Consider the following 21715-nt stretch of genomic DNA (forward strand, 5'->3'; position numbering starts at 1 on the left):
CGCGACGGCGGTACCGGCGGCGGTGATCAGCGAGTTGGAGTTGGTCTCGATGGTGGTGTAGGCGGCGATGGCCAGGCCGACGACGGCGGCGGTCAGGACCACCCAGTCAACCGTGACTGCGCCGTTTTCGTCCTTGCGGAAATTCTGGATGAACTTGATCATGGTGTCTCTCTCCGGTGTGGCCACATCGGGCCTTGCGTCTGTTGAATAGGGGCCCGAGCCGAAGCACACCGGCTCGGGAAGTGTCATGCTGGCGAGAAAGACTTAGCTTCCGCCGCCGCCAGTGAAGTCGTCCTGATCCGCGACGGCGGTACCGGCGGCGGTGATCAGCGAGTTGGAGTTGGTCTCGATGGTGGTGTAGGCGGCGATGGCCAGGCCGACGACGGCGGCGGTCAGGACAACCCAGTCAACCGTGACTGCGCCGTTTTCGTCCTTGCGGAAATTCTGGATGAACTTGATCATGGTGTCTCTCTCCGTAGGTCTGTCTAGCTCATGTTCACCGCTTTGGTCGTGTCCGGGGCCTCTCTCACCTGCCCTGTCCCTCTGCGGTATGGCCCTATAAAGCCCTCGGTTTGGGGCGAGAGTGTGACCCGAATGGATTGATTTTGGAGAATCTGTCGAGAGCGGACGCTCACGCGTTAACCGGTTGTTCAAGAACGAAAATCAATTCGCAAACAGGTCGAAAAGAATAGCTGCCTATTCTTTTGCATAGGTCAGGAAGGCACAGCCGTTCATTCTTTTGCAACGATCATGGCCAAGACTCCGGCTTTGTGCCATCATTCGAAAAAAGACCCAGAGGCAGAGAAAAGAGCAGCACCATGGGGTTCCGGTTGATTTGCGCGGCGCTCTGCGCCGTGGCGCTGGCCTGTCCGGGCACGGTCGGCGCACAGAACGCGTTCGGGGATTTCTCGGCCAAGCGGGTCAAGCCGCCCGCGCCGGGGGCCAAGCGGCGTATCACGGTGCAGATCGCGCCGCGCGCCAATCCGGCGGTGCCGCCGCCCGCGACCAGCCCCGCGCCGAAGGTGCAGCCGGTGATCGCGCCGGCCCCGTCGCGCCCGGCCGGCACGGCCAAGGGGCAATATGCCTGGTACTGGGATGCTGTCTCGCCTGAATTGTCGGCCTCGGGCCCCGGGCGCCTGCCCGTGGCGCTGGCAAGCCTTGGCAAGGGGCCGGGCGGCAGCGCCGTCGCCGCCCCGCGCCTGCAACACCTGCAGGAAATCGCCGCCGCGCATGGCCGCGACATCCTACGCGCCACGGTGGGCACGCGCGTCTCGCCGGCGCTGGCACTGGCCGTGATCTCGGTGGAATCGGGCGGGCAAGACACGGCGGTCAGCGGCGCCGGGGCGCAGGGGCTGATGCAGCTGATGCCGGCCACGGCCACGCGCTTCGGCGTGGAGGATGCCTTTGACACGGCGCAGAACATCCAGGGCGGCGTGGCCTTCCTGGATTTCCTGATGGAGAAATTCGCCGGCGATCCGATCCTCGTCCTGGCGGGCTACAATGCGGGCGAGAATTCGATCCCGCGCAACAACGGCGTGCCGCCCTATGCCGAGACACGGGATTACGTGCCCAAGGTCCTGGCCGCCTTCCAGGTGGCGCGGGGCCTGTGCCTGACCCCGCCCGAGCTTGTCTCCGACGGCTGCGTCTTCCGGGTGTCCCGCTAGCGGCCGGGCGCCGAAGGCCTTTGCAAAGGCCTTCCAAGCGCGTTGCAACGCGCTTGCGCCCCGGACCTACCCGGTCGCGAGCACGGCACCGGGGTTCATGATGCCACGCGGGTCGAGCGCCGCCTTGATCGCCCGCATTGCCGCCAGCTTGGCCGGATCGCCGTAGCGTTCCAGGTCCTCGACCTTCAGCCGCCCGACCCCGTGCTCGGCACTGACCGAGCCGCCGAGCGCGTGCACGATGTCATGCACGCAGCGCTTGATCGCATCGCGCGTGTCGGCGTGATCGGCGCGGCTCTCCCCGGGGATGGGGAAGACGTTGTAATGCAGGTTGCCGTCGCCAAGGTGGCCGAAGCAGTTGATCCGCCAACGCCCCATTTCGGCCAGCGCCGCATCGGCACGGGTGATGAACTCGGACACCGCGCCCAGCGGGACCGAGATGTCGTGGCTCGACACGGCGCCGATCCCGCGATTGGCGATCGGCAGGTGCTCGCGCAGCGACCAGAAATCCTGTGCCTGCGCCTGCGACTGCGCGATCAGCCCGTCCGAGACCAGCCCCGCCGCATGCGCGGTGGCAAAGAGCGTCTCGAGCGCGGCCTGCGGATCGGCCCCGTGACCGAGCCCCAGCTCGATCAGGACCGACCATTCCGGCGGCGCGTCCCAGGGCTGGCGCAGCTCGGGCAGCACCTCGGCGAGGAAGTCGAACCCGGTGCGATGCATCAACTCGAAGGCCGAGACCGTGTCGCCCAGCTGGGCGCGCGCCTCGGCCAGCAGCGCCAGCGCGGCGTCCGGCCCGGCCACCTGCAGCAGCGCCGTTCCCGTGGTCGCCGGGCGGGGATGCAGGGCCAGCGACGCGGCGGTGATCACGCCCAGCGTGCCCTCGGCCCCGATCATCAGGTGGCGCAGGTCATAGCCGGTATTGTCCTTGCGCAGCCGTTTCAGCCCGTGCCAGACCTGCCCGTCGGGCAGCACGACCTCGAGCCCCAGCACCAGCGCGCGCGCATTCCCGTAGCGCAGCGTGTTCACCCCGCCGGCATTGGTGGCCAGCAGCCCGCCGATCCGGGCCGAGCCCTCGGAGGCCAGCGACAGCGGAAACAGCCGGTCGACCTCGGCCGCGGCCTGCTGTACGTCGGCAAGGATCGCGCCGGCCTCGACGATCGCGGCATTCTCCATCGGGTGCATCTCGCGGATCGCGGTCATGCGCTCCAGCGACAGCAGCAGGGGCCGCGCCGGGGCCGGGGCGATCTGGCCGCCGACCAGCCCGGTGCCGCCGCCAAAGGGCACCAGCCCGACGCGAGCTTTAGCGCAGGCGTGCACGATCCGGGCGACCTCCTCGGTGCTGCGGGGCAGGGCGACCCAGGTCTCGGCCCCGGTCCAGCGGCCGCGCGGTTCTTCCAGGTAGCGCGGCTCGGCCGGGCGCAGCGTGTCGGCGGGCAGGCCCGCGGCAAGCGTCTCGACAAAGGCGGCATCGGCAGGGGTCAGCGACATGGGGCGGCTCTTCCGGGTCAGGTCTGCGCGTCTCTTGCCATGCGGGCGCGCGCGGGGCCAGCCCCGCCGCCCCGGATGGCGCTGGCGATCCGGGGGCGGGTCACTCGGCGTCGGTCAGCCATTCGGGCTGCAGCACGATCACCGTGGGCCGCGGGGGCAGGTCGCGCAGCGAGACGACCAGGTCCGGCCCATTGCGGCGCTCCACCGCGAAGCTTTCCCCGATATCGGCAAGGAAGCGCTCCAGCGCGAAGCCCGAGAACCAGTGCATCGGGATCACGATCGAGCTTTTCAGCCGTTCCACCACGCGCAGCATCGTGTCGAAGGGCAGGGTATAGCCGCCATCCACCGGCACCATCAGCACGTCGATCCGCCCCAGCGCGGCATATTGCGCATCGGTCGGTTCGTGATGCAGGTGGCCCAGATGGCCGATGCAGAGCCCCTCGACCTCGAAGACGAAGATCGAATTGCCCTTGTCCTCGCGCCCGCCAAAGGCGCTTCGGATATCGGTCGAGACATTGCGCACCAGCATCTCGCCCAGGTCCAGATGGTGGTCGATGCCGGCGCCGAACTCCTCGCCCCAGCCGCGCAGCACATGCGGAATGGCCGGGTCGATCGCATCCGTCCAATGCGTGTCATGGGCGTGGTTCATGGTGACAATGTCGGGGATCAGGCTGGTATTGCCGATATAGCCGTTGAAATCGGTCACCGCCTCCAGCCCGCCGCGCGTCTGGATCAGAAAGGCGGCATGGGCAATGTAGTGAATGCGCACGCTGAAATCCGGGATCGGCGCCTGCCACGAGGCCTTGTGCACGTAGCTGACGCCCGGCGCGGCATCGGCGATGGCGATGCAATGGCTGGGGCGTCGCTGCTCCTGCGCGGCCAGCGGCAGGGCGGCGACAAGGCTCAGGGCGAGGGGGGCGAACAGGCGGAACATCATGCGGGCGGACCTCTCTTCAACGCGCCTGAACGGTAGCCCGATTCGCCGCGCCGCCCATCATGATGGCCGCCTCACAACTGCGTGTGAGGTCTCAGGCGTGCTTGGGATAGGCAGCGAAGGGGCTGAGCCCCAGCCAGTCCTGCATGCCGCGCGCCACGTCTTCGGCGCCGATCAGGCTCAGCCGGTCCTCGGACCGGGCCCGGGGCACGGTGTCGAGCCCCATCCAGATCGCCGTCATGGTGCGCAGGTCGCAGCGCACGTAGAGATCGACATCGAAACCCGGATCGACCGAGCAGAGGTCGGCCACCCGGTCGGGCAGGTGCAGGACCCACCACTCCGCGCGGCCGTCGGGCTGGTCGCTGTAGATGAACTGCACGGTGGCGCGTCGCGCCGGCAGACGCTCGGTGCGCAGGTTGCGCCGCATGTCCCACATCAGCAGCCCGGCATCGGTGTTCTCCAGCGTCGGTGCCGTCTCGACCCAGCGCTGCCCCCAGATCCCGATGGCCATGATGACCGCGCCCAGGTCCTGCCCGGCGGGGGTGAGCACATAGTCGAACTGGTCTGGATTGCGCCGCACCAGCCGCCGCTCGACGATGCCACGTCCTTCCAGCTCGCGCAGGCGCTTGGAGAGCAGCGCGGGCGACATGCGCGGCACGCCGCGGCGCAGGTCGTTGAACCGCGTGGACCCGGCCCAGAGCTCGCGCAGCAGCACGATGGTCCAGCGCGCCCCGAGGATCTCGGAGGCCATGGCGACCGGACAGAACTGGTGATAGCTGAGCTCGGTCACGGCGGTGTCCTCCGGGGGATCTGCCCAGCCTAGCCCCGACGCCCCCATCGCGCCAGTTCATTAACTGTACCGCGTCGCTATACTCCGTGCACTGGCCCGGCTGCCCGTGCGGATGGCAGGATCGACAGACCCAGCGGAGGAGACGGCACAATGAAGAAATACGTGATCGAACGCGACCTGCCCGGCGTGGGCAAAATGTCCGGAGACGAGCTTTGCGGTGCGGCGCAGACCTCGAACGATGCGCTGGCGCAGCTGGCGCCGCGCGTCCAATGGCAGCATTCCTACGTGGCCGGCGACAAGACCTTCTGCATCTACCTGGCCGAGGACGAGGGCGCCGTGCGCGAGCATGCGGAGCTGAGCGGCTTCCCGGCCACCACCATCACCGAGATCCGGGCGGTGATCGACCCCACCACGGGCGCGGGCTGAGACGGGGTGGGCGGGTCAGCCGACGCTGGTCCGCCCGCGCCGGTCGCTGCGCAGCGCGGCATAGAGCACATGCGTGCGCCAGCGCCCGTTGATCTGCAGATAGCTTTGCGCCACGCCCTCGTACTTGAAGCCCGAGCGTTCCAGCAGCCCGCGCGAAGCGACGTTTTCCGGCAGGCAGGCGGCCTCGATCCGGCTCAGCCCCATCTTCTCGAAGGCCTGATGCACCATGGCGGCGATCGCCTCGGACATGTAGCCGTGCCGGGCATAGCGCTCGCCGATCCAGTAGCCCAGCGTGCCGGCCTGCGCCGGGCCGCGCCGGATATTGTCCAGCGTGATGGCGCCGACCAGCGCCTCGTCCTCGCGCCGGATCAGGAAGACCGGCAGCGCGGTGCCGGAATTGATCGAGCGGGACGCCCAGTAGACCCGATTGGTAAAGGCCTTGCGCGACAGGTGATCCTGCGCCCAGGACGGCTCCCACGGGGTCAGGAAGTCGCGGCTTTCCTGCCGCAGGCGCGACCATGGCGTGAAATCCGCGTGCACGGGCGGGCGCAGCGTCAGCCGCTCGGTCTCGAGCTTCAGCTTGCGCCGGAAGGTCAGCATCAGGCGGCCCGGCGCTCCTGCAGCTGCGACAGGCGAGGGGCGTCCTCGATCGGGCCGTAGAGCGCCAGCGCCGCGGCGGCCTCGGTGGCCTGCGATTCGGCAAAGGCCAGCACGTCCTCGCGGGTGACCGCCTCGATCCGCTCGACCGTGCGCTCGATCGGCGGCACCTCGCCCCAGATCTGGACCATGCGCGCCATGCGCTCGGCACGGGCCGAGGGGCTTTCCAGCCCCATCAGCAGCCCGGCCTTCATCTGCGCGCGGGCGCGCTCGATCTCGGCATCGGACATGTCGCCGGCGGCGCGCTTCATCTCGTCCATGGTCAGCCCGACCAGAGCGCCCAGCTCGTCACCGCTGGTGCCGGCATAGATCGTGGTCATGCCGGTGTCGGAATAGGCGCCGTTCTGGGCGAAGATCGTGTAGCACAGGCCACGCTTCTCGCGGATTTCCTGGAACAGGCGCGAGGACATGCCGCCCCCCAGCGCGATCGAGTAGATCTGCGCCGTGTAGAAGGCGGGATCGCGGTAGCCCGGCGCCTCGAAGGCCAGCGCCATATGCGCCTGTTCGAGATCCTTGGCATGGCGCGCCTCGCCGCCCCGGAACCGCGCGGTATCGGCCGGCAGCGCGTCGCGGGGCACCATGTCGCCGAACAGCGCCTCGGCCTGCGCGACCAGCGTGTCGTGATCCACCGCGCCGGCGGCCGACAGGATCAGCTGGTCGGGGCCGTAATGCTCCTCGACAAAGGCGGCCAGGTCGTCGCGGTCGAAATTCTGCACGCGCTGCGCCTCGCCCAGGATGGCGCGGCCCAGCGGCTGGTCGGGATAGGCCTGTTCCTGCAGCCAGTCGAAGATCACGTCATCGGGCGTGTCATGCGACTGGCCGATCTCCTGCAGGATGACGTGGCGCTCGACCTCGATCTCCTTGGGGTCGAAGACCGGGTTGCGGATGATGTCGGCGATCACGTCCGCCGCCAGCGCGGTGTCCGCCTCAAGCACGCGGGCGTAATAGGCCGTCACCTCGCGCGAGGTATAGGCGTTGATATAGCCGCCCACGTCCTCGATTTCCTCGGCGATGCGCAGCGCGCTGCGCGTCTTGGTGCCCTTGAAGGCCATGTGTTCGAGGAAATGCGCCACCCCGTTCTGGTCCGGCCGTTCATGTCGTCCCCCGGCCGTGACCCACAGGCCCAGCGCGGCGGATTGCAGCCCCGGCATCCGTTCGGTGACGATGCGAAGGCCGTTGGACAGGGTGGCGAGTTGAACGGTCACTGGGCAATGCGCTCCTTGATGAGGGTCTGGAGGGCGGCAAGATCGTTGGCGACCCGCGTCACCCGTTCCGGACGCTCATACAGATCGGCCATCCGGTTGGGAAGAGGGGGGCGCGTGCCGCTGGCCTTTTCCACCGCGTCGGGGAACTTGGCCGGGTGCGCCGTGGCCAGCGTGACCATCGGCGTGGCGGGATCGCGCAAGGCCTCGGCCACGCGCACGCCGACGGCCGAATGCGGGCAGAGCAGCTCGCCCATCTGCGCCTGCGCGGTGGTGATCGTCTTCAGCGTCTCGTCCTCCGAGACGCGGCCGCTGTCGAAATGCTCGCGCAGCGTCTCGAACGCGCCCTGGCTGACGTGGAAGCCGCCGGCCTTCAGCTCGTCCATCAGCTGCGCCACCGCACCGCCGTCGCGGCCATAGGCGTCGAACAGGGCGCGTTCGAAATTGCTGCTGACCTGGATGTCCATCGAGGGGCTGATCGAGGGTGTGACCTCGCCCTTCTCGTAGGCGCCCGAGGACAGGCAGCGATGCAGGATGTCGTTCTGGTTGGTGGCCACGACCAGCCGCTCGATCGGCAGGCCCATGCGCTTGGCGATGTAGCCGGCGAAGATGTCGCCGAAATTGCCCGTGGGCACGGTGAAGCTGACCTTGCGGTCCGGCGCGCCCAGCGACACCGCGGCCGAGACATAGTAGACGACCTGCGCCAGCACGCGCGCCCAGTTGATCGAGTTCACGCCGGCCAGCCGAACCCCGTCGCGGAAGGCGAAATCGTTGAACATGTCCTTCAGTCGGGCCTGGCAATCGTCGAAATGCCCGTCCATGGCCAGCGCGTGCACGTTCGCCTCGGCCGGCGTGGTCATCTGGCGGCGCTGCACCTCCGAGACGCGGCCATGCGGGAAGAGGATGAACACGTCGACATTGTCCAGCCCGCGGAACGCCTCGATCGCGGCGCTGCCCGTGTCGCCCGAGGTCGCCCCGACGATGGTGACCCGCTCGCCCCGTCGCTCCAGCGCCTCCTGGAAGAGCTGGCCGATCAGCTGCATGGCGAAATCCTTGAAGGCCAGCGTCGGCCCGTGGAACAATTCGAGCAGGAAGTGCCCCGGCGCCAGCTGCACGAGGGGCGCCCGCGCGCCATGGCCGAACCCGGCATAGGCCTTGGCGATCAGATCGGCAAAGACCTCGTCCGTGAACGTGTCGCCCACGAAGGGGCGCATGACGCGAAAGGCGGTCTCTTCATAGCTCTGCCCGTGCAGTGCGCGGATCTCGTCGGCCGACATCTGCGGGATCGTCTCGGGGACGTAGAGCCCGCCATCGCGGGCCAGCCCCGAGAGCATCGCCTCTTCGAAGCTGAGGGCAGGGGCCTGCCCCCGGGTCGAGATGTAGCGCATGTCAGGTCTCCTTGCCTGTCAGGCGGCGCCGGATCCAGACGCCGGTCATGAGAAGCCATACCGCGGCCAGCGAGAACCAGGTGATGGCGTATTGCAGGTGATCGTTCGGGATGCCGCTGGTGTCGACGGGCAGGGGGCGCACGTCCGGCTCGGGCGGCGTGACGCTGCGCGCGATGACCAGAAGCGGCTCGGTCTGCAGCCGTTGCGACATCTGGTCGATGTCGCGGGCGTACCAGGTGTTGGTCGCGGGCGCGTTTTCCGGGGTGGAACTGTTGCGGTCGTCGGGCCAGTGCAGGTTGCCCGCGATCTCGACCGCGCCCTGCGGCGGGGCGGCGATGTCCTCGGCCACCGGCAGGAAGCCGCGGTCGAGCAGGATCCGCCGGCCGTCTTCGGTGGTGAAGGGCGAGATCAGGCGCCAGCCGGCGCCCTGCCGCTTGACCGAGACCAGCACGCGCAGGGTCTGGTCGTCGAAGCGCCCCTGCAGGGCGACGGGCCTGTAGCGCTGTGCCTCGGCATCGGGCTGGTCAGGCAGCGGCCGGGCCGGGCCGGCGATGGTGGTCTCGATCTCGTTCAGGATGCCGCGTTTCCACGCCAGCCGTTGCACCTGCCAGGTGCCCAGCCAGACGAGGATCGCGGCACCTGCGAGACCGATGGCGAGAGGGGCGAGAATGCGTTGCACGGGCTCTCCGAAACCAAAAGGCGCGCCGGTGGGGCGCGCCTTGGTGTACCTCAGGGAAGGGCGGGTGCAAGCACCCATCCCGTTCGTGGCGCGCAGGCGCGGCGTTTTCGCCGCGCCTGCCCGGGCTCAGCCGCCCCAGATGTAGATCGAGGCGAAGAGGAACAGCCAGACCACGTCGACGAAGTGCCAGTACCAGGCCGCCGCCTCGAAGCCGAGATGGTTGTCCGGGGTGAAGTGGCCCCGCATCACGCGCAGCAGGCAGATGAACAGGAAGATCGTGCCGATGATCACATGCGCGCCGTGGAAGCCGGTCGCCATGAAGAAGTTGGCACCGTAGATGTTGCCGGCAAAGCCGAAGGCCGCGTGGGTGTACTCGTAGGCCTGGAAGAACGTGAAGATCAGGCCCAGCATGATCGCGATGGTCAGGCCCGAGACGATGTCCTTGCGGTTGTTCTCGTGCACCAGCGCGTGGTGCGCCCAGGTGGCCGCGGCGCCCGAGCAGAGCAGGATCAGCGTGTTGATCAGCGGCAGGTGCCAGGGGTCGAAGGTCTCGATGCCGGCCGGCGGCCAGACGCCCTCGACCTGCGGGCTCATCCCGTCGGGGTCCATCGGGTAAAGCGCGTGCTTGAAGAAGCTCCAGAACCACGCGAAGAAGAACATCACCTCGGACATGATGAACAGGATGAAGCCGTAGCGCAGGCCGATCAGCACGACCGGCGTGTGGTCGCCCACCTTGTTTTCCTGCACCGTGTCCGACCACCAGCCGAACATGACGTAGAGCACGGCGACGAAGCCGATCAGGAACAGCCAGGGCCCGCTGCCATGCATCAGCAGCACGGCGCCGAACAGCATGACGAAGGCACCGACAGCCGCCAGCAGGGGCCAGATGGAGGGGTTCAGAATGTGATAGTCGTGGTTCTTAGCATGCGCCATGGCGTGTCCCTCGTTAGGCGTTAGTTCACGGACGCGTCAGCGTCGCTGTTCGGGGCGAGCGCGGCCTGCGTCTCTTCGGGCAGGTCGATCTCGTAGAAGGTGTAGCTCAGCGTGATGTGCTGCGTGTGCTTGGCGTCGCGGTCGGTGACGATGCCGGGGTCGACGAAGAAGCTGACCGGCATCTGCACCCGCTCGCCCGGCATCAGCACCTGCTCTTCGAAGCAGAAGCAGTCGATCTTGGAGAAGAAGCCGCCGGCCTCGTAGGGCGCCACGTTGTAGCTGGCCTGACCGGCGACGGGCCGGTCGGTGGGGTTGTAGGCCTCGTAGAAGGCCAGGCCCTGCTCGCCGATGCGGATCTCCATCTCGTGCTGGACGGGCTTGAACTCCCACGGCATGCCGCGCTGCTTGGAGGCGTCGAAGCGCACCTTGATCGTCTCGTCCAGGATCTGGTCCGAGGCGTCGGCCACGTTGGGCGTGCCGCCAAAGCCGGTGACGCGGCAGAACCAGTCGTAGAACGGCACCGAGGCCCAGGCCAGCGCGCCCATCGTGACGACGACGCCGACCAGTTGCAGAACCGTCTTGCCTTTTCCGTCAATTGCCATCCGACACTCCCTGCGGTTGCATCTGGAAATCACCGCGGCTGACCTTGACCACGGTCAGGCCGAAGATGATCGCGATGAAGGCCACCAGCACCAGGCCCAGCCCGATATTGCGGCCGCGGCGACGCTGATGGATCTCGTGCTGCTTGCTCAGGCTCATGCCCAGACCCCCAGACGGTCGAGCCCGGCCTCGACGAGGATCGCGCCGAAATGCGCGAAGAGGTAGAGCAGCGAAAGCTTGAAGAACTTCTTTTCGGCCCGGTAATTGTCGGCCTCGGCGGCGGCCTCGTCCCGGCGCCAGATGTCGACGGCGCCCTTGACGAAGAGCACGTTCAGCACCAGCGCGACGGTCAGGTAGATCGGCCCGCCCACCTGGGTGAAGCCCAGCCCCAGCGCGAAGGCGGCCAGCAGGACGGTGTAGGCCAGGATGTGGCGGCGCGTGGCGCGGCGGCCATGGGTGACGGTCAGCATCGGCACGGTGGCGTTGTCGTAATCCATGCGGACGAACAGGGCCAGCGCCCAGAAATGCGGCGGCGTCCACAGGAAGGTCAGGCAGAACATCAGCACCGAGGCGGTCGAGATGTCGCCGGTCGCCGCGGCCCAGCCGATCATCGGGGGGAAGGCGCCCGCGGCGCCGCCGATGACGATGTTCTGCGGGGTCAGCCGCTTGAGCCACATCGTGTAGATGATGACGTAGAAGAAGATGGTGAAGGCCAGCAGCGCGGCCGCCAGCCAGTTGGTCGCGAGACCGAGGAAGATCACCGAGAAGGCGGACAGGGTCAGGCCGATCGCCAGCGCTTCCTCGCCCGTGACCTTGCCGGCCGGGATCGGGCGGCGCGCGGTGCGGCGCATCTTGGCGTCGATATCGGCATCGTACCACATGTTCAGCGCGCCCGAGGCGCCACCGCCCACGGCGATGAACAGCACCGCACAGAAGCCCACGAACGGGTGCAGCGGCACCGGCGCGGCCAACAGGCCGACAAAGGCGGTGAAGACGACCAGCGTCATCACGCGCGGCTTCAGAAGCGCGAAATAGTCGCCGAATTGCGGCTCGCTCTCATGGGCGCGTGTCTCGAAGCTTGCGTCGCTCATCAAGGTCTCTTCCGTTGGAGGACCGGGGCCCGCGGGCCCCGGCTTTGCGTTGGACGGGCCGGGCCCGTCCGTGTCTCAGGCGGCCCGGAGGCTCAGTTGGTCAGCACTTCGCGGACGTCGGTGTACCAGCCTTCTTCCTTCGAGTTCGCCAGCCATGCCTCGTAGGCGGCCTCCGAGACGACCTTGACGGTGATCGGCATGTAGGCATGGGCGATGCCGCACAGCTCCGAGCACTGGCCGAAATAGACGCCCTCGCGCTCGGGGGTGAAGTGCAGTTCGGCGAGGCGGCCGGGCACCGCGTCCTGCTTCACGCCGAAGGCCGGGATGGTCCAGGAATGGATCACGTCGCCGCCGGTGACCTGCATGACCACGGTCTTGCCCACGGGCACCACGATGGCAGTGTCGGTGGCCAGCAGGAATTCCTCGCGCGAATAGCCCGCCTCGACCAGCTGCGCCTCGACCTCTTCGTTCAGCCGGTTGTCACCGCCGGTCGCCGGGGCGCCGATCATGTAGCTGTCGAAGGCCAGATCCTCGCCCACGTATTCATAGCCCCAGTACCACTGGTAGCCGGTCGCCTTGATGGTGATGTCGCCCTCGGGGATCTCCTGCTGGTCGAACAGCACCGGCAGCGAGAAGGAGCCGATGAAGATCAGGATCACGATCGGACCGATGGTCCAGGCCACTTCGAGCGGCGAGTTGTGGGTGAAGCTGCCCGGGTTCGGGTTGGCCTTGCGGTTGTAGCGCAGGATGCAATAGGCCAGCAGGCCCACCACGAACAGCGTGATGATGGTGATGATCACCAGGATCATGCCGTCCAGCCATTGCAGGTCGCGTGCCAGCTTGGTCGCCGCGGGCTGGAAGCCCATGCCGCCATCGGCCGGCCGGCCCACCACTTCGAGGTCCTGCGCCAGCGCCGGCGCGGCGAGGACGGTCGCCAGAAGGCCCGTCAGCATCGTCTTCGGTTGCATGTCTCACCCTGATCGGTTGCAAATCACGTGTCGCGGGCGGGGCCGTCACGAATGATCGGCGCTGCCATTGCGCTCCCGCGCTTTAAAATCATATTCTGTCATTCCGATAAAGCCGGACTCTTGCGGCAAAGCGCCGCTTTTCTTGATCCAGATCAAATAGCGAGGCCCCATGCCCGACGCGCCCTTCCGCCCCTTCGAGACGCATCTCGACCGTGACCGCACCGCGGCGATCCTGCGTGACGCGCTGTCCGGTGCCGAGGATGGCGAGCTGTTCCTCGAACGGCGCCGCTCCGAGACGCTGGTCTTCGACGACGGCCGCGTGCGCACGGCCAGCTACGACGCCTCCGAGGGATTCGGCCTGCGCGCCGTGCGCGGCGAGGTGGCGGGCTATGCCCATGCCACCGAGCTGAGCGAGGCCGCGCTGCGGCGCGCCTCCGAGACCGCGCGCCTCGCCGTGGGGCAGGGCGGCGGGGTGATCGCGCCGCCGCCGCCGGGCACGAACCGCACGCTCTATACCGATCACGACCCGATCGCCGGCGCAGCCTTTCCGGTCAAGATCGAGACCCTGCGCGAGATCGACGCCTTCGCCCGCGATCTCGACCCGCGCGTGGTGCAGGTGACGGCAATGATCTCGGCCTCGCTGCAGGAAGTCGCCATCCTGCGCCCCGAGGGCGGGCTGGTGACCGATGTGCGCCCGATGACCCGGGTCAATGTCTCGGTCATCGTCGAGGAGGATGGGCGCCGCGAATCCGGCACCGCCGGCGGCGGCGGGCGGATCGCGCTGGACGGGCTGCTGGAGCCGCAGGACTGGCAGGACAAGGCGCGCGAGGCGCTGCGCATCGCGCTGGTCAACCTCTCGGCCGAGCCGGCCCCGGCCGGCGTCATGGATATCGTGCTGGGCCCGGGTTGGCCCGGCATCCTGCTGCACGAGGCGGTGGGTCACGGGCTGGAGGGCGATTTCAACCGCAAGGGCTCGTCCGCCTTTGCCGGGCTGATGGGCCAGCAGGTCGCGGCCAAGGGCGTGACGGTGCTGGATGACGGCACCATGCCCGACCGGCGCGGCTCGATCACCGTGGATGACGAGGGCACGCCCTCGGGCCGCAACGTGCTGATCGAGGATGGCGTGCTGGTGGGCTACATGCAGGACCGCCAGAATGCCCGGCTGATGGGGGTGGAGCCTACGGGCAACGGGCGCCGCGAAAGCTATGCCCACATCCCGATGCCGCGCATGACCAACACCTACATGACCGGCGGCACCGCAGACCCGACCGATATCGTGGCCGATCTCAAGGATGGGATCTGGGCCGTGGGCTTCGGCGGCGGGCAGGTCGACATCACCAATGGCAAGTTCGTGTTCTCCTGCACCGAGGCCTACCGCGTGCAGAACGGCAAGGTCGGCGCGCCGGTCAAGGGCGCCACGCTGATCGGCGACGGCGCCACCGCGCTGCAGCAGATCCGCGCGCTGGGCAACGACATGGCGCTGGATCCCGGCATGGGCAGCTGCGGCAAGCAGGGGCAATGGGTGCCGGTGGGTGTCGGCCAACCCACGGTGATGATCGGGGGCCTGACGGTTGGCGGCGCCGCGGCCTGAGCCGCCCCGGGGACTGGCCAGCCCGCCGCTCGACCCGGCGCAGCTGGGGCTCTGGCGGCCGCTGGCGTCGGTGCTGGCAGGGCTGATCCTGCCGGCGCTGGTCGCGGGCGCGCTGCTGGTGATCGCCGGAGAGCCCGGTTTCGCCGAGAGCGGCTGGCTGCGCGGTCGGCTTCTGCTGGCGGTCTACGCGCTGGTCGCGGCGCCAGCGCTGGGCTGGCTGCTGCTGCCGCTGCTCTGGCCGCTCGTGCTGGTCATGGCGCAGCGCGGGTGGGCCGGCCTGTGTGCCTTCCTGGTCGTGGCGAACGTGCTGGGCCTGATCGTGGCCCATGTCGCGCTGAACGGCGACCTGACAAGCGAGGCGCCCGGCACCGTGCCGATCCTCGTCCTGGCGCTGAGCCTGCAGGCGGTCACCGCCTGGGCCGTGCTCTGGGCCCTGGTCCCGGCCGTGCGACACGCCCCCGCGGAAGGGTCGGCTGCGCGGGTCGCAAGATAATCTGTCCCGAAATCATGGGCTTGGCCGTTTGGCCCGCGTCATGGCGATTCCGTTCACCAGTGATTAACCGAGCGCACGTTAAACACGTTGGGCAAGATGACGGGGCCAGGATGCGCGACGACAGCTACTCTTCCACTCACCCCCCACTCCCACCCACCACGGAAGACGAGCGTGTCTCCTGGCTCCGTCTCTTGCGCTCCCGACGTGTGGGCGTGACGACGTTCTGGCGCCTGCTAGAGGAACATGGCAGCGCGGCCGCCGCGCTGCAGGCGCTGCCCGAGGTCGCCCGCGCCGCCGGGGTCGAGCGCTATGAACCCTGTCCCGAAGGCGTCGTGCTGGCCGAGATGCGCGCCGCCCGGGACAAGGGCGCAAGGCTGGTCTGTCGCGGCGCGCCGGGATACCCGCCGCTGCTGGCGCAACTGGCCGATGCGCCGCCCGCACTCTGGGTCGTCGGCGACATGGCCATTCTGTCCCGCCCCATGATCGCGCTGGTCGGCGCGCGCAATGCCTCGTCGCTGGGGCTGCGAATGGCGCGCGCCCTGGCCGAGGGGCTGGGGCAGGCCGGGTTCACCGTGGCCTCGGGGCTGGCGCGCGGCGTCGACACCGCGGCGCATGTCGCCGCGCTGCCCACCGGCACCGTCGCGGCCATGGCCGGCGGGGTCGACATGCTCTACCCGTCCGAGAACACCCGCCTTGCCGAGGAGATCGCCGCCACCGGGGGCGCGCGCCTCAGCGAGCAGCCCATGGGCATGGCCCCCGTCGCGCGGCATTTCCCGGTGCGCAATCGCATCGTGTCGGGCCTGTCGCAGGCCGTGGTCGTGGTCGAGGCCGCGGCCAAGTCGGGCTCGTTGATCACGGCGCGCGCCGCGCTCGACCAGGGGCGCGAAGTGCTGGCCGTGCCGGGCCACCCGTTTGACGCCCGCGCCGGGGGCTGCAACATGCTGATCCGCGATGGTGCGCGGCTGACCCGGACCGTGGACGACATCCTCGAGGCGCTGCCAAAGGCCGAGCCGCAAGCCGCCTTCGACCTGCCGCCCTGTCCCGCGCCCGCCGCGGCGCCGCCCGCGCAGGTGCCGGACCCGCCGCCCGAGAGGCGCGGGTTGAAAGAGACCGCGCGCCTGCATGATCGCATCCTGTCGCGGCTGGGCCCGTCGCCCATGGCCGAGGATCAACTGATCCGCGATCTCGGCGCGCCCTCGGGGCAGGTCTCGCCCGCGCTCACCGATCTCGAGATCGACGGCCGTATCGAACGCCGGCCCGGCGGGCTGCTCTCGCTGGTCCCCTCGGCCCCGTCGCGCGGGGCCTGAGCCTCAGCACGTGTCGGTCAGCACGAAGCGCCATTGCGGGCAGAGCGCCGGATCCGCCCACCAGACATCGGTGGCGCCGATCTCGTGATGCATGACGCTCCACCCCGCGCCCGAATGCACCAGCAGCGCCTGGATCTGTGGCCCGTCCCAGTCAAACGGGTTGTCCACCCCGGGGCGCCGCGGGATCGAGGCCGGGTCGATCGGCGCCCCGTTCGGGCGCAGCGCGTGCAGGTTGGCAAAGGCAAGATCGCCCGAGACCCGCAAGTCGTCGACGCGGAACACGACGGGCGCGCCCAGCACCCATTCCGCATGCGGCCGCACCGCGTCCATCAGGGTCGCGCGCAGGGTCGTGCCGCGCTGCGGCGTCTCCCAGGACAGGGCCGGACCGGCGGCCAGGACCGCCAGCAGGAATAGCAGGATACGCATGGTTTCGTCCTTGTGAAATGGCCCTCTCAGCATAGCCCGGAACGCCCCTGTGCGAGAAGCGGCATCACCGCCCACGTTGACAATTCCCCCTTGCACCCCACATGTCGCATCGCCATACGCGGCCCGACAGAGGCCCGAATTATTTTCAAAGAGGTGCAGTCGCCGATGCCAGTCGTTGTCGTGGAATCCCCGGCCAAGGCCAAGACAATCAACAAGTATCTGGGATCCGACTACACGGTTCTGGCCTCTTACGGACATGTTCGCGACCTGCCGCCCAAGGACGGATCGGTCGATCCCGAGCATGATTTCGCGATGAAATGGGAGGTGGCGAGCGATTCCCGCAAGCATGTCGCCGCCATCGCCGAAGCGCTGAAATCCGATGACAACCTGATCCTCGCCACCGACCCCGATCGCGAGGGCGAGGCCATCAGCTGGCACCTGAAGGAGGCGCTGACCAAGCGCCGCTCGATCAAGAAATCGACCGAGGTGCGGCGCGTCACCTTCAACGCGATCACCAAGGCGGCCGTCACCGAGGCGATGCAGAATCCGCGCGACATCGACGCGCCGCTGGTCGAGGCCTATCTCGCGCGCCGCGCGCTCGACTATCTTGTGGGCTTCAACCTGTCGCCGGTGCTCTGGCGCAAGCTGCCGGGCGCGCGCTCGGCCGGGCGGGTGCAATCGGTCTGCCTGCGCCTCATCGTCGAGCGCGAGATGGAGATCGAGGCCTTCAAGCCGCAGGAATACTGGCAGGTCAAGGCACAGCTGACCACGCCCAAAGGCGCCAGCTTCGAGGCGCGTCTGACCGTGCTGGATGGCCGCAAGCTCGAGAAGTTCGACTTGCCCAGTGCCAAGGACGCGACCCGCGCGGTGACCGAGGTCGCCCGGCGCGAGCTGACCGTGACCAGTGTCGAGGCCAAGCCCGGCACGCGCAACCCCTCGGCGCCCTTCATGACCTCGACCCTGCAGCAGGAGGCCAGCCGCAAGTTCGGCATGGGCGCGCGGCAGACGATGAACGCGGCGCAGCGCCTTTACGAGGCCGGGCACATCACCTACATGCGGACCGACGGGATCGACATGGCGCCCGAGGCGGTGATGGCCGCGCGTGACGCGATCAAGGACCGCTACGGCGCGGATTACGTCCCCGACAGCCCGCGCATGTACAAGAACAAGGCGAAGAACGCGCAGGAAGCGCATGAATGCATCCGGCCCACGGACATGACCAAGGATGCGCCCAGCCTCAAGCTCAAGGACGAGGATCAGCGCAAGCTCTACGACCTGATCTGGAAGCGCACGTTGGCCTGCCAGATGGCCGCCGCCCGGCTGGAGCGCACCACCGTCGAGATCGGCAGCCAAGACGGCAAGGTGGGTCTGCGGGCTACCGGCCAGGTGATCCAGTTCGACGGCTTCCTCAAGGTCTACGAAGAGGGGCGCGACGAGCCGGTCGAGGATGACGACAAGCGCCTGCCACCGATCGCGACGGGCGACCGGGCCGGTTTCAAGTCCGGCGCGCTGCAGGGGGCCTTCGACAAGGCGGCCGACCGCGAGGGCGACGTGCTGGACGCGGGCGAGGGGTTGCAGAGCCACGACGCGGCGGTGCTCTCGGCCGATGGCGCCGTGCTGGCCACGCAGAGCTTCACTCAGCCGCCGCCGCGCTACACCGAGGCGACGCTGGTCAAGCGCATGGAAGAGCTGGGCATCGGCCGCCCCTCGACCTATGCCTCGATCGTCACCACGATCCAGGACCGCGAATATGTCCGCAAGGAGCAGAACCGCCTGATCCCCGAGGACAAGGGTCGCATCGTCACGATCTTCCTGCTCAACTTCTTCAAGCGCTACGTGGAATATGACTTCACCGCCGCGCTCGAGAATGAGCTGGACCAGGTCAGCGCCGGCGAGGAGGACTACAAGGAACTGTTGTCCAAGTTCTGGAGCGATTTCAGCGCCGCCATCGCCGAGACCTCGGACCTGCGCATCGCCGAGGTGCTGGACGTGCTGGACGACGCGCTGGCACCGCAGCTCTATCCCCCGCGCGAGGATGGCACCGATCCGCGGATCTGCCCGAAATGCGGGCAGGGGCAGCTGCATCTGAAAACCTCGCGCACCGGCGGCTTCGTGGGCTGCGGCAACTATCCCGAATGCACCTATACCCGCCCCATCGCGGGCGAGGGCGCCGATGGCGAGGAACGGCTGCTGGGCGAGGATGCGGGCGACGAGATCTGGCTCAAGGCCGGCCGCTTCGGGCCCTATGTCCAGCGGGGCGAGCCCACGCCCGAGAACAAGAAGCCGCCGCGGGCCTCGCTGCCCAAGGCGCGCGGCCAGTACCTGCCGGGCTGGTCGCCCGATGACATGACCCTCGAGAAGGCGCTGACGCTGCTGACGCTGCCGCGCATCGTCGGCCTGCATCCCGACGGGGGCGAGGTGAAGTCGAACCTCGGCCGCTTCGGCCCCTACATCATGCACCAACTGCCCGACGAGGAAAAACCGGTCTACGTCAACCTCAAGGAATTCCAGGAGGTGTTCGAGATCGGCATGAACCGCGCGGTGGAACTGCTGGCCCACAAGCGCGCCAACCCGGGCCGTGGCCGGCAGGCCGCCAAGGCGCTGCGCGAGCTGGGCCAGCATCCCGATGGCGGCGCGGTCAACGTGATGGAGGGCCGCTACGGGCCTTACGTGAAATGGGAAAAGGTCAACGCGACCCTGCCCGACGGGATGGAGCCCGACAAGATCACGCTGGACGAGGCGGTCAAGCTGGTCGCCGAGAAGGCCGGCGCCAAAGGCAAGAAGAAGGCCGCGCCCAAGAAGGCAGCGGCCAAATCCTCGACCACCAAGAAGACCACGACGCGCAAGACTGCCGCCAAGAAGGCCCCCGCCAAGAAGACGGCCAGCGGCAAGGAGTGAATGCGTGGCGGAATTGCGCCACTCACGCGGGCACACCGGGTCGTGATTTTCCTCTCTGCGCCGGCTGCGGCATGCCAAGCGCAGACGAGGCAAAGCAGAAAGGCAATTCCATGTCCCAGACCGGTTTCACCCGCCGCGGCCTGATCGTCGCCGGCGCCGCCAGCCTGATCGTTCCCGCGACCGCGCGGGCACAGGAGGTGTCGCGCCCGGCCACGAACATCGCGCGCCGCAATGCCTCGGCCTTCATGTCTCAGGACTGGCGCGACCATTTCGACGAGCTGGGCAAGGGCGCCATCGTCTGCGACACGGCCAGCCGCGCGCTGCATTACTGGTCGGTGGATGGCGATTACCGCGTCTACCCCACCTCGGTGCCCAAGACCGACGAGCTGACCAAGCGCGGCTATACCCGCATCGTGCGCAAGAAGGAGGCCCCCTCCTGGACGCCCACCGCCAGCCAGATGGAACGGTTCCCCGACTGGAAGCCGGTCGAGGGCGGTGCGCCCGACAACCCGCTGGGCACCCATGCCATGTATCTCGACTGGCCGGCCTACCTGATCCACGGCACGCATGACACGCGCAAGATCGGGCGGCCCTCCTCGGATGGCTGCATCGGGCTCTACAACGAGAAGATTGCCGAGCTCTACGAGATCACGCCGATCGGCACGCAGGTCCGCCTGATCTGATGTGAGCGCTCGCAGCGCCGCAAGGCGCGTTGACTCTCCGCCACGGGGCGGCGACAACTCCCCTGATCCAAAATCAGGGGAGTTTTCCATGAAAAAGGTCTACGGCACGGCGGCCGAGGCGCTTGATGGGGTGCTGCATGACGGCATGCTCATCGCCGCGGGCGGCTTCGGCCTCTGCGGCATCCCGGAACTGCTGATCGACGCGCTGGTCGAGAGCGGCGTCAAGGACCTGACGGTGGCCTCGAACAATGCCGGTGTCGACGGGTTCGGCCTCGGCAAGCTGCTCGAGACCAAGCAGATCCGGAAGATGATGTCCTCTTACGTGGGCGAGAATGCCGAGTTCATGCGCCAGTACCTGAGCGGCGAGCTCGAGCTGGAATTCAACCCGCAAGGCACCCTGGCCGAGCGCATGCGCGCCGGCGGCGCGGGCATTGCGGGCTTCTACACCAAGACCGGCTACGGCACGCAGATCGGCGAGGGCAAGGAGGTCAAGGTCTTCAACGGGGAGCACTACATCCTCGAAGAGGGCATCTTCGCGGACCTCTCCATCGTCAAGGCCTGGAAGGCCGACGACACCGGCAACCTCGTCTTCCGCAAGACCGCGCGCAACTTCAACCCGCCAGCCGCCATGTGTGGCAAGGTCTGCGTGGTCGAGGTCGAGGAAATCGTCCCCCGCGGCTCGCTCGACCCCGATCACATCCACCTGCCGGGCATCTACGTGCACCGGATCATCCAGGGCGAGCACGAGAAACGGATCGAACAGCGCACCACGCGCAAGCGGGAGGAAGCATAATGCCCTGGGATCGCAACCAGATGGCCGCACGCGCGGCAGAGGAACTCGAAGACGGCATGTATGTGAATCTCGGGATCGGCATCCCGACCTTGGTCGCGAATTACGTGGGCGACAAGGACATCACGCTGCAGTCGGAAAACGGCATGCTGGGCATGGGCCCCTTTCCCTTCGAGGGGGAAGAGGATCCCGACCTGATCAATGCCGGCAAGCAGACCATCACCGAGCTCAACCGGACCTCCTATTTCGACAGCGCCACCAGCTTCGGCATGATCCGCGGCGGCAAGATCGCGGCCGCGATCCTGGGCGCCATGGAGGTGGCCGAGAACGGTGATCTCGCGAACTGGATGATCCCGGGCAAGCTGGTCAAGGGCATGGGTGGCGCGATGGATCTCGTCGCCGGCGTCGAGAAGGTCGTGGTGGTGATGGACCACCAGAACAAGGCCGGTGCCTCCAAGCTGCTCAAGGAATGCACCCTGCCGCTGACCGGCAAGGGCGTGGTCGATCGCATCATCACCAATCTCGGCGTGCTCGACGTGGTCGAGGGCGGTCTCAAGATCGTCGAATGCGCCGAGGGCGTGACCGAGGACCAGATCCGCGAAGCCACCGAGGCCACGATCGTCAACTGATCCTTGTGGCAGCCGCGCCCAGGGATCGGTGCGGCTGCCTCTCCCGAGCGAACGGCCCGCTCTTTCATCTTTCCGAAAAAT

24 protein-coding genes are annotated in these 21715 nt (G+C 68.0%); 9 read left to right on the top strand and 15 right to left on the bottom strand.

The window, feature by feature from the left end; genetic code table 11:
• On the bottom strand, positions 1 to 162 hold a 162-nt coding region (locus tag AVJ23_RS23600; RefSeq protein WP_169795960.1), incomplete at its 3' end, for a Flp family type IVb pilin.
• A 102-nt stretch (positions 163 to 264) separates the two neighbouring features.
• Positions 265 to 462, bottom strand: coding sequence for a Flp family type IVb pilin (locus tag AVJ23_RS20840; RefSeq protein ID WP_058864169.1), 198 nt, complete (start codon positions 460 to 462; stop codon positions 265 to 267).
• Between the two features lie 356 nt (positions 463 to 818).
• Here AVJ23_RS20840 and AVJ23_RS20845 point away from each other — a divergent pair, with 356 nt between their 5' ends.
• Positions 819 to 1664 carry a lytic transglycosylase domain-containing protein gene (locus AVJ23_RS20845; protein ID WP_058864170.1) on the top strand — a complete coding sequence of 282 codons (846 nt, stop codon included), beginning with the start codon at positions 819 to 821 and terminating at the stop codon, positions 1662 to 1664.
• 66 nt (positions 1665 to 1730) lie between these two features.
• On the opposite strand, the gene AVJ23_RS20850 is transcribed toward AVJ23_RS20845, so the two are convergent.
• The 3 genes from AVJ23_RS20850 to AVJ23_RS20860 all read right to left on the bottom strand — a co-directional run bounded on the left by AVJ23_RS20850 (position 1731) and on the right by AVJ23_RS20860 (position 4873).
• On the bottom strand, positions 1731 to 3149 hold the full coding sequence (locus AVJ23_RS20850; RefSeq protein WP_058864171.1) for an FAD-binding oxidoreductase: 1419 nt from the start codon (positions 3147 to 3149) through the stop codon (positions 1731 to 1733).
• A 100-nt stretch (positions 3150 to 3249) separates the two neighbouring features.
• On the bottom strand, positions 3250 to 4083 hold the full coding sequence (locus AVJ23_RS20855) for an MBL fold metallo-hydrolase (protein WP_058864210.1): 834 nt from the start codon (positions 4081 to 4083) through the stop codon (positions 3250 to 3252).
• A 94-nt stretch (positions 4084 to 4177) separates the two neighbouring features.
• Entirely contained in the window at positions 4178 to 4873 is a 696-nt protein-coding gene (locus tag AVJ23_RS20860) for a winged helix-turn-helix transcriptional regulator (RefSeq protein WP_058864172.1), read from the bottom strand.
• 150 nt (positions 4874 to 5023) lie between these two features.
• Between AVJ23_RS20860 and AVJ23_RS20865 the strand changes: the two genes are divergently transcribed.
• Positions 5024 to 5299, top strand: coding sequence for a DUF4242 domain-containing protein (locus tag AVJ23_RS20865; RefSeq protein WP_058864173.1), 276 nt, complete (start codon positions 5024 to 5026; stop codon positions 5297 to 5299).
• A gap of 15 nt (positions 5300 to 5314) precedes the next feature.
• On the opposite strand, the gene AVJ23_RS20870 is transcribed toward AVJ23_RS20865, so the two are convergent.
• The 9 genes from AVJ23_RS20870 to coxB form a co-directional block, all read right to left on the bottom strand.
• A complete protein-coding gene (locus AVJ23_RS20870; protein ID WP_058864174.1) occupies positions 5315 to 5899 on the bottom strand; it encodes a GNAT family N-acetyltransferase in 585 nt (194 codons plus the stop codon).
• On the bottom strand, positions 5899 to 7161 hold the full coding sequence (locus AVJ23_RS20875) for a M16 family metallopeptidase (protein ID WP_058864175.1): 1263 nt from the start codon (positions 7159 to 7161) through the stop codon (positions 5899 to 5901). The genes AVJ23_RS20870 and AVJ23_RS20875 overlap by 1 nt, the downstream gene beginning before the upstream one ends.
• The gene (gene thrC, locus AVJ23_RS20880) at positions 7158 to 8546 is read right to left on the bottom strand and encodes a threonine synthase (RefSeq protein ID WP_058864176.1); all 1389 of its coding nucleotides are present in this window, start codon (positions 8544 to 8546) and stop codon (positions 7158 to 7160) included. Before thrC ends, AVJ23_RS20875 begins: the two co-directional genes overlap by 4 nt.
• Position 8547: 1 nt before the next feature.
• Complete coding sequence (locus tag AVJ23_RS20885) at positions 8548 to 9225, bottom strand: SURF1 family protein (protein ID WP_058864177.1); 678 nt, start codon at positions 9223 to 9225, stop codon at positions 8548 to 8550.
• A gap of 126 nt (positions 9226 to 9351) precedes the next feature.
• Positions 9352 to 10158: a cytochrome c oxidase subunit 3 gene (locus AVJ23_RS20890; protein WP_058864178.1), complete on the bottom strand. Its 807-nt coding sequence runs from the start codon at positions 10156 to 10158 to the stop codon at positions 9352 to 9354.
• Between the two features lie 20 nt (positions 10159 to 10178).
• Positions 10179 to 10760 carry a cytochrome c oxidase assembly protein gene (locus tag AVJ23_RS20895; protein ID WP_058864179.1) on the bottom strand — a complete coding sequence of 194 codons (582 nt, stop codon included), beginning with the start codon at positions 10758 to 10760 and terminating at the stop codon, positions 10179 to 10181.
• Positions 10750 to 10917, bottom strand: a complete 168-nt coding sequence (locus AVJ23_RS23130) for a cytochrome c oxidase system small membrane protein (RefSeq protein WP_169795961.1) — start codon at positions 10915 to 10917, stop codon at positions 10750 to 10752. The genes AVJ23_RS20895 and AVJ23_RS23130 overlap by 11 nt, the downstream gene beginning before the upstream one ends.
• Positions 10914 to 11849 carry a heme o synthase gene (cyoE, locus tag AVJ23_RS20900; RefSeq protein ID WP_058864180.1) on the bottom strand — a complete coding sequence of 312 codons (936 nt, stop codon included), beginning with the start codon at positions 11847 to 11849 and terminating at the stop codon, positions 10914 to 10916. The genes AVJ23_RS23130 and cyoE overlap by 4 nt, the downstream gene beginning before the upstream one ends.
• Positions 11850 to 11941: 92 nt before the next feature.
• Positions 11942 to 12817 (bottom strand): cytochrome c oxidase subunit II, encoded by an 876-nt coding sequence (coxB, locus tag AVJ23_RS20905; RefSeq protein ID WP_058864181.1) that lies wholly within the window; start codon positions 12815 to 12817, stop codon positions 11942 to 11944.
• 169 nt (positions 12818 to 12986) lie between these two features.
• Between coxB and tldD the strand changes: the two genes are divergently transcribed.
• The 3 genes from tldD (at position 12987) to dprA (ending at position 16208) form a co-directional block, all read left to right on the top strand.
• Positions 12987 to 14408 carry a metalloprotease TldD gene (tldD, locus tag AVJ23_RS20910; RefSeq protein ID WP_058864182.1) on the top strand — a complete coding sequence of 474 codons (1422 nt, stop codon included), beginning with the start codon at positions 12987 to 12989 and terminating at the stop codon, positions 14406 to 14408.
• Complete coding sequence (locus tag AVJ23_RS20915; protein WP_058864183.1) at positions 14389 to 14901, top strand: hypothetical protein; 513 nt, start codon at positions 14389 to 14391, stop codon at positions 14899 to 14901. Before tldD ends, AVJ23_RS20915 begins: the two co-directional genes overlap by 20 nt.
• Before the next feature lie 110 nt (positions 14902 to 15011).
• A complete protein-coding gene (gene dprA / locus AVJ23_RS20920) occupies positions 15012 to 16208 on the top strand; it encodes a DNA-processing protein DprA (RefSeq protein WP_084794844.1) in 1197 nt (398 codons plus the stop codon).
• A gap of 3 nt (positions 16209 to 16211) precedes the next feature.
• Here the strand turns inward: dprA and AVJ23_RS20925 are convergent, their stop codons facing one another.
• The gene (locus AVJ23_RS20925; RefSeq protein WP_058864185.1) at positions 16212 to 16634 is read right to left on the bottom strand and encodes a hypothetical protein; all 423 of its coding nucleotides are present in this window, start codon (positions 16632 to 16634) and stop codon (positions 16212 to 16214) included.
• A 165-nt stretch (positions 16635 to 16799) separates the two neighbouring features.
• Between AVJ23_RS20925 and topA the strand changes: the two genes are divergently transcribed.
• The 4 genes from topA (at position 16800) to AVJ23_RS20945 (ending at position 21634) form a co-directional block, all read left to right on the top strand.
• Positions 16800 to 19532 carry a type I DNA topoisomerase gene (gene topA / locus AVJ23_RS20930; protein WP_058864186.1) on the top strand — a complete coding sequence of 911 codons (2733 nt, stop codon included), beginning with the start codon at positions 16800 to 16802 and terminating at the stop codon, positions 19530 to 19532.
• Positions 19533 to 19642: 110 nt separating this feature from the next.
• Positions 19643 to 20215, top strand: coding sequence for a L,D-transpeptidase (locus AVJ23_RS20935; protein ID WP_058864187.1), 573 nt, complete (start codon positions 19643 to 19645; stop codon positions 20213 to 20215).
• An 88-nt stretch (positions 20216 to 20303) separates the two neighbouring features.
• Positions 20304 to 21008 (top strand): CoA transferase subunit A, encoded by a 705-nt coding sequence (locus AVJ23_RS20940; protein WP_058864188.1) that lies wholly within the window; start codon positions 20304 to 20306, stop codon positions 21006 to 21008.
• Complete coding sequence (locus tag AVJ23_RS20945; RefSeq protein ID WP_058864189.1) at positions 21008 to 21634, top strand: 3-oxoacid CoA-transferase subunit B; 627 nt, start codon at positions 21008 to 21010, stop codon at positions 21632 to 21634. The genes AVJ23_RS20940 and AVJ23_RS20945 overlap by 1 nt, the downstream gene beginning before the upstream one ends.
• Positions 21635 to 21715: the final 81 nt, after the last annotated feature.

This window comes from Pseudoponticoccus marisrubri (genome assembly GCF_001482405.1).
GTDB lineage: Bacteria > Pseudomonadota > Alphaproteobacteria > Rhodobacterales > Rhodobacteraceae > Pseudoponticoccus > Pseudoponticoccus marisrubri.

Excerpts from the sequence above, each read along its gene's own strand:
- AVJ23_RS20840 (WP_058864169.1), bottom strand. The coding sequence starts at position 462 with ATGATCAAGTTCATCCAGAATTTCCGCAAGGACGAAAACGGCGCAGTC.
- AVJ23_RS20845 (WP_058864170.1), top strand. The coding sequence starts at position 819 with ATGGGGTTCCGGTTGATTTGCGCGGCGCTCTGCGCCGTGGCGCTGGCC.
- AVJ23_RS20850 (WP_058864171.1), bottom strand. The coding sequence starts at position 3,149 with ATGTCGCTGACCCCTGCCGATGCCGCCTTTGTCGAGACGCTTGCCGCG.
- AVJ23_RS20855 (WP_058864210.1), bottom strand. The coding sequence starts at position 4,083 with ATGTTCCGCCTGTTCGCCCCCCTCGCCCTGAGCCTTGTCGCCGCCCTG.
- AVJ23_RS20865 (WP_058864173.1), top strand. The coding sequence starts at position 5,024 with ATGAAGAAATACGTGATCGAACGCGACCTGCCCGGCGTGGGCAAAATG.
- AVJ23_RS20870 (WP_058864174.1), bottom strand. The coding sequence starts at position 5,899 with ATGCTGACCTTCCGGCGCAAGCTGAAGCTCGAGACCGAGCGGCTGACG.
- thrC (WP_058864176.1), bottom strand. The coding sequence starts at position 8,546 with ATGCGCTACATCTCGACCCGGGGGCAGGCCCCTGCCCTCAGCTTCGAA.
- AVJ23_RS20890 (WP_058864178.1), bottom strand. The coding sequence starts at position 10,158 with ATGGCGCATGCTAAGAACCACGACTATCACATTCTGAACCCCTCCATC.
- AVJ23_RS20895 (WP_058864179.1), bottom strand. The coding sequence starts at position 10,760 with ATGGCAATTGACGGAAAAGGCAAGACGGTTCTGCAACTGGTCGGCGTC.
- AVJ23_RS23130 (WP_169795961.1), bottom strand. The coding sequence starts at position 10,917 with ATGAGCCTGAGCAAGCAGCACGAGATCCATCAGCGTCGCCGCGGCCGC.
- cyoE (WP_058864180.1), bottom strand. The coding sequence starts at position 11,849 with ATGAGCGACGCAAGCTTCGAGACACGCGCCCATGAGAGCGAGCCGCAA.
- coxB (WP_058864181.1), bottom strand. The coding sequence starts at position 12,817 with ATGCAACCGAAGACGATGCTGACGGGCCTTCTGGCGACCGTCCTCGCC.
- tldD (WP_058864182.1), top strand. The coding sequence starts at position 12,987 with ATGCCCGACGCGCCCTTCCGCCCCTTCGAGACGCATCTCGACCGTGAC.
- dprA (WP_084794844.1), top strand. The coding sequence starts at position 15,012 with ATGCGCGACGACAGCTACTCTTCCACTCACCCCCCACTCCCACCCACC.
- AVJ23_RS20925 (WP_058864185.1), bottom strand. The coding sequence starts at position 16,634 with ATGCGTATCCTGCTATTCCTGCTGGCGGTCCTGGCCGCCGGTCCGGCC.
- topA (WP_058864186.1), top strand. The coding sequence starts at position 16,800 with ATGCCAGTCGTTGTCGTGGAATCCCCGGCCAAGGCCAAGACAATCAAC.
- AVJ23_RS20935 (WP_058864187.1), top strand. The coding sequence starts at position 19,643 with ATGTCCCAGACCGGTTTCACCCGCCGCGGCCTGATCGTCGCCGGCGCC.
- AVJ23_RS20940 (WP_058864188.1), top strand. The coding sequence starts at position 20,304 with ATGAAAAAGGTCTACGGCACGGCGGCCGAGGCGCTTGATGGGGTGCTG.
- AVJ23_RS20945 (WP_058864189.1), top strand. The coding sequence starts at position 21,008 with ATGCCCTGGGATCGCAACCAGATGGCCGCACGCGCGGCAGAGGAACTC.